At 26.9% G+C, this 14,734-nt stretch carries 7 protein-coding genes; 5 read left to right on the top strand and 2 right to left on the bottom strand.

All coding sequences use genetic code 11. The features are described 5' to 3' along the window. The first annotated feature begins 841 nt into the window (after positions 1-841). The 3 genes from prlC (at position 842) to orn (ending at position 5,199) form a co-directional block, all read left to right on the top strand. Positions 842-2,911: an oligopeptidase A gene (gene prlC / locus ERCIPICE3303_RS01385; RefSeq protein ID WP_157990960.1), complete on the top strand. Its 2,070-nt coding sequence runs from the start codon at positions 842-844 to the stop codon at positions 2,909-2,911. After that, positions 2,911-3,666 carry a class I SAM-dependent methyltransferase gene (locus ERCIPICE3303_RS01390; protein WP_157990961.1) on the top strand — a complete coding sequence of 252 codons (756 nt, stop codon included), beginning with the start codon at positions 2,911-2,913 and terminating at the stop codon, positions 3,664-3,666. Before prlC ends, ERCIPICE3303_RS01390 begins: the two co-directional genes overlap by 1 nt. A gap of 969 nt (positions 3,667-4,635) precedes the next feature. Continuing rightward, a complete protein-coding gene (gene orn, locus ERCIPICE3303_RS01395) occupies positions 4,636-5,199 on the top strand; it encodes an oligoribonuclease (protein WP_157990962.1) in 564 nt (187 codons plus the stop codon). An 832-nt stretch (positions 5,200-6,031) separates the two neighbouring features. On the opposite strand, the gene sohB is transcribed toward orn, so the two are convergent. Next, positions 6,032-7,060: a protease SohB gene (gene sohB, locus ERCIPICE3303_RS01400; RefSeq protein WP_157990963.1), complete on the bottom strand. Its 1,029-nt coding sequence runs from the start codon at positions 7,058-7,060 to the stop codon at positions 6,032-6,034. A gap of 1,338 nt (positions 7,061-8,398) precedes the next feature. On the opposite strand from sohB, the gene ERCIPICE3303_RS01405 reads away from it, so the two are divergent. Further along, a complete protein-coding gene (locus tag ERCIPICE3303_RS01405; RefSeq protein WP_157990964.1) occupies positions 8,399-9,625 on the top strand; it encodes a multifunctional CCA addition/repair protein in 1,227 nt (408 codons plus the stop codon). Positions 9,626-11,798: 2,173 nt separating this feature from the next. Here the strand turns inward: ERCIPICE3303_RS01405 and rsmC are convergent. Next, positions 11,799-12,812, bottom strand: coding sequence for a 16S rRNA (guanine(1207)-N(2))-methyltransferase RsmC (rsmC, locus tag ERCIPICE3303_RS01410; protein ID WP_157990965.1), 1,014 nt, complete (start codon positions 12,810-12,812; stop codon positions 11,799-11,801). Positions 12,813-13,085: 273 nt separating this feature from the next. Here rsmC and ERCIPICE3303_RS01415 point away from each other — a divergent pair, with 273 nt between their 5' ends. Continuing rightward, positions 13,086-13,499 carry a DNA polymerase III subunit psi gene (locus ERCIPICE3303_RS01415; protein WP_157990966.1) on the top strand — a complete coding sequence of 138 codons (414 nt, stop codon included), beginning with the start codon at positions 13,086-13,088 and terminating at the stop codon, positions 13,497-13,499. Positions 13,500-14,734: the final 1,235 nt, after the last annotated feature.

A 14,734-nucleotide genomic window follows, 5' to 3' on the forward strand; every position in this document is an offset into this window, starting at 1 on the left:
ATAAGTGAAAATTGTAATCTTATCATTCTAAATTATGAATTATGTAGTAGATCAATTTCTATAATTATACATTTGATTAAGATAATTATTTTGTACTTACAAATGTTAAAAAAGATACAAGTTGATTTTTATCTTGAATCAATAATAAGATTTATAATTAATATTTATAATCAATAACATAAGTACGTTGATTTATAGTGCTATCCCATAACGCAATTTCAATATGATTTATAAGTGTCAATATAAAATATGTTATTATGTAATAATTTTCATATAGATTATATGATGTGATTTATTTTATTTTTCCAGGTTGAGTACAGAAATATAGATGTTTTGATAAAATTTTTAAAACAAATATTTTTATTCATTACTAGAACTTATAATAACTTTTATAACAATATGTAAAAATAAAATGTATTATCTTGTAATCCATGCCTAATCCTATTGGTTTTAAAAAAATATAAAAATAATATTTTACATGGTTAATGTGATGTTGTCAAAATAGCAATCTATTATTAGCATAGATAATTTAGTTAGAAATTAATTCTAATATATTAAATTTTAATATAGTATTTTATATGAACTATGTTTTGTTTTAGAATAAAATGTATTTAATTCATATATAAAATAATAGTATAGATATTAATCTATAGAATGTGACATATAGATTAAGTCTATATTATTTAGTACCTATATAAATAGATTATGAAATTATAATTGTTTATTTATTTTATAGTAAGTTATTACGCATTTTTACTAGCTTGTGTACATGTTTATTTTATTACACTAACATTATCCTTACTGTTTAATAAAATCAATCTTATATTTATAGGACTAAATCATGATAAATCCTTTGCTCTCCTCTTTTAGACTACCACCTTTTTACAAGATTAAACCTGAACACATGGTTCCAGCTATAACCCAAAAACTGAATCAGTGCCGTCTAGTAATAAATAGAATAATTACTCAAGGTGAGCCATATTATTGGGATAATTTCGTTCAACCTATAAGTGAAGTAACTAACGAGTTAAATTGTTTATTTTCGTTAGTAAGTCACTTAAATTCAGTAAAAAATAGCCCTATATTACGATTGGCTTATGAAAAAATATTAATACTTGTAGAAGAGTATAGTACTTGGGTTGGTCAGAATCAGGCTCTTTATAAAGCATATTGTAATATTAAAAATGAAGTTAATATTTATACAACTTTAAGTTTTGAACAAAAAAAAATGATTAAGAATACCCTGCGTGATTTTAAGCTATCTGCAATTGACCTTCCGAGAGATATACAGTATCGATATGGACAGATTACTATTCGTTTATCTATTCTTTCATCCAAGTACAGTAATAATGTTTTAGATGCTACTTTAGGATGGAATAAGTTAATTATAGATAAAAATGAACTTTCAGGAATACCGGAAAGTACGATTTTATTAGCAAAAAAAAGAGCAGAGGATCAAGGTAAAAATGGTTGGTTATTATCATTAGATGACCCTAGTTATCGATCAATTCTAACTTATTGTGATACACAATATTTACGAGAAGAATTTTATCGAGTGTATTTCACTCGCGCATCGGATCAAGGACCTAATGCTGGAAAGTGGGATAATACAGAAGTCATGCAGGAAGCATTAACATTACGTTATGAATTAGCTGAATTATTGGGTTTTTCTTCCTATGCTTCTCAGTCATTAGTAACTAAAATGGCTCAAACTCCTATGGAGGTTTCTAATTTCTTAAATACTCTTGCAGAGAGAGTTCGGTCCAGTGCAAAGGTAGAACTAGAAAAATTATCTGATTTTGTAAAAAAAATATACGGAACTGATAGGTTGCAGCCTTGGGATATTGCTTACTATAGTGAAAAATATAAACAGAATTTATATCACTTTAACAGTGAGGATCTTCGTGCTTATTTTCCTGAATATCGTGTCCTTTATGGTTTGTTTGAAATTATACATCGTGTTTTTGGTATTACGTCTAAAGAGCGTCATAATGTAGAGATTTATCATAAAGATGTTCGATTTTTCGATTTATTTGATGATAAAAATTATTATCGAGGTAGCTTTTTTCTTGATCTATATTCACGTGATCATAAGCGAAGTGGAGCCTGGATGGATGAATGTGTTACCCAAATGCGAAAATCAGATGGATCTCTTCAAAAACCAGTAGCTTATCTAGTTTGTAACTTTGATCGACCGCTGAACGGTCAACCAGCTCTCTTTACTCATAATGAAGTCATTACTCTTTTTCATGAGTTTGGTCATGCTCTTCATCATATTTTAACAAAAATTGATATACCTTTAATATCTGGGATCAATGGAGTTCCATGGGATGCCATTGAACTACCTAGTCAGTTGATGGAAAAATGGTGTTGGCATCCAGAATCACTTAAAATTATTTCTGAACATTATAAGACACTTGAGCCGTTACCTGATGACTTAATATATAAAATACTAGAAGCTAAAAATTATCAAGCAGCGCTATCTATGCTGCGTCAAATAGAGTTTTCATTATTTGATTTTCGTTTACACGAAGAGTGTTACCCAGGTAAAGATATAAATATTTTAGATATTTTTCAAGAGGTTCATAGTCGGATATCTGTTTTTCCTTTGTTAGAATGGAATCGGTTTCCACATACATTTAGCCATATCTTTTCCGGTGGTTATGCGGCGGGGTATTACAGCTACCTATGGGCAGCTGTGTTAGCTTCAGATTGTTGGTCGCGTTTTGAAAAAGAAGGTATTTTTAACCGTAAAACCGGTGAGTCTTTTCTTGATAATATCTTAACTCGTGGTGGATCAGAAGATTTTATGGCATTATTTTGTCGATTTCGAGGTCGTAAACCACAAATAGATCCATTTCTATATCAGAATGGAATAACAATACAAAATTCACAAGAGGCATTTTATTAGTGCGTGTATGCTTACTAAATGAATCAGGAAGTCAAAAGAGAGATACCTTGTATATTTTATCTACACGCTGGGGTCTGATTCATGATCAGACGAGCTCCATAAGACTGATAATAAAATCTGATCATCTTGAAATCAGCCACCTGAGTCAGCCTTCACTTGGTAGTGTATTTGTCAATTTTTTCTGTAAGAGCATGACATATCGACGTAAATTTGGTGGAGGAGAATGTGAAGCTATAGCTAGAGCTGTAGGTATTAAAAATAATTATTTTCCAGATATCCTTGACGCAACAGCAGGATTAGGGCGTGACGCTTTTTTGCTAGCTTCACTTGGCTGTCGAGTACGTATGCTAGAACGCAATCCTGTTGTAGCGGCATTACTTGATGATGGACTACGTCGTGCCTATTCTCATCAAACAATAGGATTATGGTTGAGTAAAAATATGATTCTTTTACCGATTTCTAGTTTGTTAGTATCATCAAATATTTTTCCTCCACCGGATGTAGTTTATCTTGATCCTATGTACCCTTTGAAAAAGAAAAAAGCTTTAGTAAAAAAGGACATGCGTATATTACAGTCTTTGATAGGTATTGATACAGATTCAGATTTACTTTTATATCCTGCTAGAATATTAGCAAAAAAGTGTGTAGTAGTAAAACGACCGCGTTATGCTCAAGTTTTATCAGGGGTGCATACAGATAACATTTTAAAGACTAAAAAACATCGTTTTGATATTTATAGTCCAATTAATCACTGAAGATATGAATGAGAAATAGACCTGTGTAATGAAGGTATGATTTAGCTATAGTTCCTTCTATATAGATAAGTATATTCATTCATTAAATATAGAATATTGTGTATTTAATTATTGTAGTTATGTCAATATAAAATTGTATAAGATTTGAAATCTTATAACTTAATCATAACTCTAATATTAAAATTAATAAATAGATGATACAGTTTTTTATCATATTAAAATAACCTGTTCTGCAGTGTGATATGATATTTATCATCTAGACTAATATAGTTTTTGGTTGCTCTAACAGGTAGGAAAGAGGATTAACGTTATTTAATTTTTTAAAATATTAAAATAAATATTTTGTATATTAGAGTCTACTTATTCTAAGCTATGATAAAATCAATCCTATTGTTATTAAAATACTGTAATATGCTCTTTCTGATCATAGAAAATTTTAGATTATCTCGCAAAAAGACTGGTGATCTATTTTTTATTAGACAATTAATAAAATTTTAAAAAAATTGGATGATAAGTTTTATTAATTTTGATCTAGTGTATAACACAGTTTTGCATCTCTGATGAGTAACATTAATTCAAGTATATTAAATGAATCTATTTCTATTTTATAGATAGAGGTGGATTATATCTGTTTCGTACACTTAAAATGAAAGATCATACTGTTAACTAATTTATCTATATCTTATATAGATCAGACTGGTAGTTTAGTAAGAAAAACATAGAAATAATTAGTAAAATTGGTATCTATGATATATATACTGACAATAGATATATCGAGTGTTTTTATAGATCTTAATATGTTAATTCTATATTAGTTCAGAATATGAATTCTGAATTAGAGTGAGTGATTCACTAAATTAGATTTGTTGTAATTTATCTTAGATTTTGATCTTAAAAAAATATATTTTTATATATATTCTAATATTAATTGAGATCTAGAATTGATTACATTGTTAATTAGGATAAGTTATGACTGAAAATATTCATCACCTGATCTGGATTGATCTTGAAATGACTGGTTTAAATCCAGAAAATGACCGTATTCTTGAGATTGCGACACTTCTAACTGACAATAATTTAAGCTTTATTGTTGAAGGGCCGGTGCTAGCTATAAACCAAAAGGAAAAATATCTTAGATCTATGGATGAATGGAATATGAAGACTCATACTAATAGTGGTTTAGTAGAACGAGTTCGAACTAGTTTTTTCAATGAACGTTCTGCTGAACTTGCAACCATAGAATTTTTAAAACCACGAATTCAACCACATAGTTCACCTATGTGCGGTAATAGTATTGGACAAGATCGTCGATTTTTGCGGAAATATATGCCAGATTTAGAATCTTATTTTCATTATCGATCTTTAGATATCAGTGTGCTTAAAGAGTTGGCATCTCGATGGAGACCATCTATTCTAAATGGATTCAGAAAAAATAATAGACATAATGCGTTATATGATATTTATGAATCCGTGGCAGAGTTAGACTATTATCGTCAAAATTTTATTAAAATCGCATCAGAGATAGAAAAATAGGATGATCGTATTCATGTAGATTAATATCTAATCTTGATGATTCGATTTAAATCTATAGGAAATTACGTCTATACAAACGAAACTTAATCATTCATCTATTGATACTACATATTAGAGAGAAGATTGTATCTATATAATGATCAATATAGAGATCACATATAAATATTTTTCTATATTATTTCATAAATATGTTAGTTTTAGATTGATTATACATATATAATCACTATTATTAAATATAATATTAAATTATGAAAAATAAATAGAAATAATATTCTTCTATTAAGAATAGAAATTCTAATATAATAAATATTATTATAAATAACTTAATAGAATAACAAAATATACAGAATATGCTTCAAGCAATTTTATTTCTTAATAGGTATATAATAGCAATTATGATATTGTTCTATTATTGAAAAACTTTAATTTAGTTAATCCTGGAGATTTTTTCAAGTGATATTACTAATCATCATCATTCATTATTATCTATTATAATAAATTGATATACTTAATATTTAATATTAATTAAGTGAGATAGCATATAGTATGAATTTGACTAATAAGCTTACTAATAAAAGATCAAATTAGACATTATATCAATAATAACATCTTTGTACATAACATCAGTATATGAGTTTTTCTATGAACTAATAGAAAATATTCATATTTTATTAATAGATAATTATAAATTATTTTTTAAATTTTACATTTCATTTTCTTTCTTATTAAGAGGATTATACAGAAAAATTGATTTTTTTATCACTAATAGAAAAGAATAATTTTCTTTGATTTACTAAACAGATATTATTTTATCTTTTATTTTTAAGAATAGCTAGGTTGTTAAAAAATTCAGTAAATTTTTAATACCAAAACTGAGTTTATTCATTAAACGATCAATTACTCTTTGATGCCGAGTATAGCATACTGATAGTATTTGATACTGAGTCATTTTATTGATAATAAGATCGTCGCTAGTGCTAATTTCATCTATAAGTCCTTTTTCTAGAGCTTGAGTACCATACCAATGAGCTCCATTTGACACTGTTTCTATATCTAATTTTGGTCGCATTTCATGTACAAACTGTTTGAATAGAAGATAAGTCTGATTTAGATCTTCTCGGAATTTTTCACGTCCTTCCTCACTATTTTCACCGAAAAGAGTTAATGTTCGCTTATACTTACCTGCTGTATGGAGCTCAAGATCAATTTCATTACGCTTTAAAAGACGATTAAAATTAGGGATTTGTGCTACTACTCCAATAGAACCAATAAGTGAAAATGGAGCAGCAATTATGTGACTAGCTACACAGGCCATCATATATCCACCACTTGTAGCGATTTTATCTATAGACACTATCAGTGGTATATCTTTATTCCGTAAACGCTGTAATTGAAATGCGGCTAAACCATAGCCATGTACTAGACCACCTGGACTCTCAAGACGTAATAGAACTTCATCGCCCCTTTCGGCTACAGCAAGTACGGCAGAAATTTCTTTTCGTAATGATGAAACTTCTCTAGCATCTAGGCTTCCTTGAAAATCAAGAACATATAGTGTTGGTTTTTGTTTATTTTGATAATTTTTTGATCGGTTTTGTTTTTTATTAATTTTTTCTTCTTTCTGTTTTTGTTTATTCAACTCTTTTTTCCATATCTTTTTTTGTGAAGATGTCATTTTTGCTAAACGCATTTTATTCTGTATTTCAGTATATTTTTCGTCCAATCTAATTAGTTGTAGTTTTCCAGTTGATGAATTATTACGTTTAGTTAAATTGGTGATAATTACTACTAATACTGATATAGACACTACTACAGTGAGGATCTTTGCAAGAAAGAGTCCATATAAAGAGAGGATGTTCACTCAGTTCACCTTAAATTATATTAATTAAATAGAGATTGAGTTCGTTTATGTCAATCTAAATAGCATGTTATCTACTTATAGCCTATCTAATACTAATTAGTATAGTTACTAGCATCAAATTAATAAATATTTAATGCTAACAATGAATATTTTATAAATACTTTATATATGAGATATGTTCTTTTTGTATATTACTCATAATTCAATAAATTGAACTATATGAATGAAAAGAACAACCCGATATTAGAATAATACATCCTTAAGTAATGATTGTAGTTTTAATCTTCAGTATTCCTTATAGTATATTTGATGTCATCCAATAATCTAATGATAATAATAATGTAGATAATGATTATAATTATTGATGTTATTCTTGTTGTTTATAAAAACAGAGAGATGATTTAATAATGTATTCTAATTAAGTCAAATAAAAGATTTTTTCTTAATAGTTATAGCTAGTTGTTCTTAGATTACAATTATCTAAAACCATATTGATTGTATACCTATCATCTTATAGATGATTTAACGATTTCTTTAAGACTAAAAACAATCCATGTAATTTCTAAAAATTATTCAGAATACTTTTCATGAATGAGTCTTTTTATTGTGATTTATATCAATAGGATATTGAAGAGAAAATTAGTAATAACTAATGTTAAATGAATATTAAGATTAATTCTCAAGTTTATATATTTATTTTCATTGTATTAGGTTATAACTTATGGTTATATATTTTTCTAGTTCTCCTGAACAAAATAAGAGGCTCTGATAAAGTTATTCATAAATATTTCATTTTATTATTTTAATATTTTAAATATAGATATTTTTATATTTTACGACTTTTTATTTTTTAAAATAGAATAATTTAGCTTCGTATACTAATTATCATTTATGATATATAATCAGAGCTGTATATCTTAAATCTATGACAATAATAACTATGTCATATGATATATCATAAAGGGCATGCTGACTTTATATTAGTAAATTTGAACATGTTTTATAACATTAATCCATAAAAATTTGAAGAATTAATATATATAAGAAAAAATGATGAATGATATATCTAGTAGTACCAGAAAATTCGATCACTTATATCTGATCAGTTTGTAGGATAACAGTTTGTAACATTATTCGATATCATATATTATTTATATAATTTTAGTAATATAATAATATGAATTATATTCTATAATTTTAAGGATTTTAGTAGTATTTTATACAGATTAAAGATCATTTTTAATATAATAGTGAAATTAAAAGAATTAGTCTGAGTTTGTTTAGTCAGGTTAGGTTAGTTAAACATTAAGATAATAATAATCCTGTTGGATTCTAATTGTGAAAATATATCTTGTTGGTGGTGCAGTACGAAATAAATTACTAGATTTACCATTAAAAGATAAAGATTGGGTTGTAGTAGGAAGCTCATCTCAGAAAATGATAGATTTAGGCTATCATCAAGTGGGTCGTAACTTTCCAGTTTTTCTTCATCCAGATACTGGTGAAGAGTATGCGTTAGCTCGTACTGAGCGGAAACTTGGTCAAGGGTATACCGGATTTATTTGCCATACATCACCAGATGTGACGTTAGAGCAGGATTTAGCTCGCCGCGACCTTACTATTAATGCTATTGCTCAAGATCAAAATGGTACATATTATGACCCATATGGTGGGCTTATTGATTTAAAGAATCGAAAATTACGTCATGTTTCCTCTTCTTTTCATGAAGACCCATTACGTTTATTACGTGTAGCACGTTTTGCTGCATCTTTCGCACATCTTAAGTTTCAGATTGTTGATGAAACCTTAGAGATAATGCAGAATATGTCAAAAAATGGTGAAATTTGCTCCCTTCCTCCAGAAAGGATATGGAAGGAATTGGAAGCTGCCTTACGAACAGATCATCCTGATGTTTTTTTGCAAGTACTTCAGTTATGTGGTGCTCTTACAGTTCTTTTTCCAGAATTAGATAGTATAAATAATGTTTATTCTACAACATATAGCCAACCCGCAACACAGATTCATCTTCATACCCCAATGGCATTATCGATTATAGCTAAACTTAGCAAAGATATTGATATGCGCTTTGCTGCGTTAATATATGATTTAATTTTATCGTCTTTAGGGCAAATTAAATGGATCAGCCATGATAAGCTTGATTTATCAGTAATTTTTATGATTAATTCTTTATGTAAGCGATTAGCTGCGCCCAATACATTACGTGACCTAACAATGGTAATAATAAGATTTCATCATATCGTTGATATGATTCAGTGTTGCTCTCCTTCCGAATTAGTATCTTTTTTTAACAATATTGATGCGTGGAGAAAACCGTTTCGTATAGACCAAATAGCTTTGGCTAGTGAAGCGTTTTTTAGTCGAAAAAATAATTTTATCAACTTCTCTTATTCACAGAGTGACTATCTTTATCAAGCATGGAGAATAGTAAAAAATGTGTCAATAAAAGAAATCCTACATAGTGGATACAAAGGTAAGGAAGTTCACCATGAGCTCATACATCGTCGTATTTTAAGTCTTAGTAGATGGAAAGGTATACAGGTATAATTTATGTATGTAGCAAGTATTTTCTATCTGTTATTGAGGCTTTTAAATATTTTTAGTGATTATAGTACATTATAACCTATATAATTATTTTATATTACATAGTAAATTAAAGATATAATAAGAATAAGTGAATTTTAGATTCCAACTTCAGTAAACATTGTTTTCTAGTAAATAGCATACTTAATTTCAATTATGATTCAATGATTTTTCTTATTTATAAGAAATAAGATCGTTTTATCTATAATCGAAATTTATTGAATTATCTATTTATAAGAGTGTTGTATAATATTTAGATGATCTACTAGATTAAGCATTCAAGATATTATAATTTTACCTAAACTTACTGTTTTGATGCACTTTATCTTAAATATTTTTAATGCATAACATGCTAATATGCTCTTTTTATTCTATATTTCATATAATATTTATTATTGATTCTTGTATGTAGATGTCAAAGTATTTATTTGATAGTGTATCAACTAGATCATACTATTAGATTAGTATCGTAGGTTATTATATTCAACTAACAATAACCTGAGATCGCTAAGATCTTACTATTTTCTTAGAAATCTTTTATTTTAAAAGGTTAGGTAGTTAGTATTATTGTCTTGTCTATATTAGAGCTATTCATCTATAATTTACTATTATTAAAATTTTATTAAGGATATTGACTGAAAAATAATAAGAATAAACAACTTACTATTACATGTTTTTCATTTATCTAAATAGAATTTTTATATAATTTTAGTACCTTTTTAATATATATCAATATTAACTGAAGACTGATAAGATTAATAATTCTAATAATTAATGAATTCATCTGATGGGATTTTATTATTTACAATATTTTATCAAATAGGCATGATTTTTTATTGATAAAAGATACGTCTGCATCTAAGATCTTATCACTGGTTTTTGTTATAATTTCAATATACTGAACTTCATGAGAATTAGTTGAAATCATTCGGTTCTATAATAATTAAAAATAACTGTTTAGAACGATAACAGATTATAATCATTATTTTTTTTTAAGTATGCATCCTAATAAGTTTATATCATTCATTTTTAATATTTTTATTATAATGCAACTTGATTCATTTGTTTTTCTAATCTTTGGGTATGATAAATGATTCTCTAATCATTCTATCATTGTCTGTTATATTAAGATGTGTTAAAAATAAAAATATATAGTAATATATAATATCACTTCAACATATCTTATCTACATTACATAATTTTCAGTTTGATAATAAACCAAACTAATCTGGATAGACGGGATTAAAACTTTACTACACAAGTATAGTAAATTATAGTTATAGTTAGTGTATTGCTTTTAGTGGCTCAACATGTAATAAGATTACACATACTGTGCAGTAAAATTTAATAAATCACTTATCATTTATATATGAGTCTAATTTTTATATTTTAATTCTAGTTAGTTAATCTTTATGCATTCAATTGACACTTTAGGAAATCAATTAAATTACTCTCAACTTTTATTACTGATTATTATAAATCACAGTCATTAAAGTTAAAACCCATAGATTCAATTTAATGTCTATCAAATATGCAATACCATAAAAGATAGATAAAAAAGAGATACTGTATTTTACGAACAGAGAATAGGTTGTGACGGTTATAAAAATAAATGTACTCACTATTATTTAAGATTAATTAGTATATATATCCATATATTTAATATTAATTCATTTGTATTGATTAATTGAAATAAACATCAATTATGTTGATAACAGGTCGAACCTTTCATAGCTAACTAGAATTAGTGATATACGATTATACTCTTATTAAGAGTATCTCTTTCTTTCTTCTTTGGAAAGAAAGAGATACTAACTTTTTATTTTATCTATAAAATTATGACATAAGGAAAGAAGAATTTATATGATTTAGCATGATTTAGATTGGACTAAGGATTTAGCATAACAATAATAAACTTCATGCATTTAAACCAACTATTATGATAGTTGTTGCCTAATTAGAGTCATAGTTGTTCTAATAAAAAGTTACTATTCTTAGGTTTCGTTAAATCTTTAATTCTATATTCATTTATTTCTGATAAATTAGATGAATATCTTACTGATGAGATGAGCATCAGTGATATGAAATAAAAGTGTTATTTTATACATTCTCAACTAGATTTTTCATTGTGATATGATTAGATTTTTATAGAACGATACACTTTAAATGATTGATTATTAACAATAATTTGATGGTTACCAAAAGTATCATCTAAAATTTTTGGATAAGGTAAGAAAGAATTAGCAACAATCCTAAGTTCTCCATTTCGATATAAAAATTTTGGTGCATCTTGAATTAATTTATATGCTATATCTAAGTTGGTTTTCAGACCAGAATGAAAAGGTGGGTTAGAAATAATCATATGAAAACGGTCATAAACATTAGAGTACAGATTACTAGAATACACTTTTCCTGGAAAACAGTTAGCTAACAATGTAGCTTTGCTAGAGGCAATTGCTGCCGCATGGATATCAGTTAATGTAAGATCAACTTGAGGTGATATACTCAATAAAAAAGCAGAAATAACTCCTGTACCACAACCAATATCTAATACTTTTCCATGCATATTGTTCTTGAAGGTAGATATTAATAGCTGGCTACCCGCATCAAGACCACTAAAACCAAATACTCCAGGGAAACTTTTTAATATTATACTGCCGATCTGATATTGATTCCAGAATGAATTTTCATTAAAAGACGGATTTAGTTGTAGAGTTCCTTGATATAGACTACATCGACATCTACTATCAATCTTTTTAAGATTGAGGTAGTTTTGCATCATTTTTTTTGCCCCACGCACACCGCTTCGATTTTCACCGACAATGAAAATATCACTTCCGATTGGGAGTAAGGATAGGATATTTTTTAACTGAAAGTTTGCTTCTCGTTTATTTTTAGTCCAGTAATATACCAAGGTATCACAATATTTTAACATTTCTGTAGTAGTAATTAAGTTATAATAAATCCGTTTGTTAAAAAAAGGTTTTAGAGTTTGCCAGTGATGATATTGTTGGGTATGTGCATAACTTTGTGCAGTTTTTAAGAAACCAGGTAGAGAATCTTGTAAATCACCTGCAAAGAATACATGACGTGCAGTAAATATATTATAATTCCGTGACAAAATAATACTTGATCTGGTTAAGGTATGCATCTTCTTCTTCCTAGAAGACTTATAGGGGTAACTGTGTAGGTATTACACAGTATTCTTCTAGATAGACTAACTATCATAGAGTGTTTTATTACATTTCTTATGTGCAAGTAATCTTGATTGTAGATATTTATCAGAAGAATATCATCTTATTATATCGTTTCGGTCAATACTAATTTATCCTTCTTCTTTACAGAAGAATAAGAATGCAATATCTTCTAAAAGATAGATGTGATTGGTTAAACATATATAAAATAATGACATTAGGAGGAGATAATGTCTCTCGACCGTGACAAAATTTTAAAGAATATAGGTATTGTACCATATAGAATTCGACATTATCATCCTTTTAAAGGAGAAATAGCTCTCGTATTACCTTTATCTATACGATTAGTAATTGTATCTCATAAATTTATATTCTTACATAATTCTCTACTAATGGATGTGTTGCGAACTATGAATTTAAATATACAACAAGTTCAAACATTACCTCCTTACCAGATAAGGATGTTACCGAAGAATGCATGCTATAATAAATGGTATTTAGGAATCAAAATTCCTCGAGAATCAACTGGAATTAATATTTCTTCCTCTATACTAGAGGAGCTTAATCAGAACATAGAAGAAAAAAAAGCATTATGGAAACAAATTTATTCATCTCAATTAGATATTTTGAAACATACAGAGTAATTTAGATTACCTATCTATATTGTTTTTAACAATATAATACTTTGAAAGTAAATAAGAAGAATAAATTTGATTTATAATTACAAAAATTGAATGATGATTGACTATTAATGATTGATAAGATATTTAATCTTTAATAGTGAGATTTAGATTTCAACTCCATCAATTTATTTCACTCGTAATCCATATTCCTAATTAATTATTCGAAAGCTCGTGATCGTAATATAGTTTACAATGACATGGAGGATATTTCTAATATTTTATATTATGAATATAATGTGAAAAATTTAAACAATTGCTTTTCATTATTCTATGCATCATTATAGATTATAGTCAATTATCAAAGTCTTTTACATAATGTTAATCATTTCTTGATTTATATTAAGGGAATATAGTTTTTATATTTGTAATAAGATTACAATGTACAGTATTTTATTTCTTTTTTAGTAATGCTAGATCTAATATAGATGTTGATGATTTACTAATTAATATTTTATTTTCTTGAATATATAGGAACCCTAATAATATAGAAGAGAGTTAAAATAACCTAAGAATCATTTGAATTAGATAATCAATATTTACAATATATCAAAGAGGAAGAATCTTCTAAGATCTTATGTATTTACATGATTAATAAATATCATTTAGTCATATTTATGGAAATCAATTTTTATTATATTTGATAATATCACTTTTATTAAAAAATTAATATAATCTTACTTTTCATAATTTTTAGGTGATTAATTTTTATAAATCATTGATGTTTGAAAAAATGATTTAACTATTAGTTATTGATTATTGACTATATAACTCTCAAATCTTACAAATGATAATTTTGATATATCTGCATTGTTGAATGGGTTAAAAGAATGTAGAGAAAATTTAGCATCTATCTCATGTATTTAAAATAGAATCTTTTCTTAAAGAAGCTTCATTGTTAATCTTATATGCAGACCGGGATGATAAAGATACTGATTTAGATATATATTTGATTTTGCAATTAAATATGCAGAGATGTTTATTGATTTGTAAAGAAAAATTCTTCTTACTTGATTCAGAGCAAAAAAAGAATTTTAAAAATATCTTCATAGAAGAAGCAATATTCATCCTAAATGTTATTCCTTATTTATTTAAAATTAAAGAGGGACTATCAGTAGTAATAAAACTTTTTTTCTTAAATATATAGTTGAATTCATGAATCACGATAATAGTAACCATATATTATGGTGTATTTGATG

The organism is Candidatus Erwinia haradaeae (genome assembly GCF_900699015.1).
Lineage (GTDB): Bacteria > Pseudomonadota > Gammaproteobacteria > Enterobacterales > Enterobacteriaceae > Erwinia_E > Erwinia_E haradaeae_E.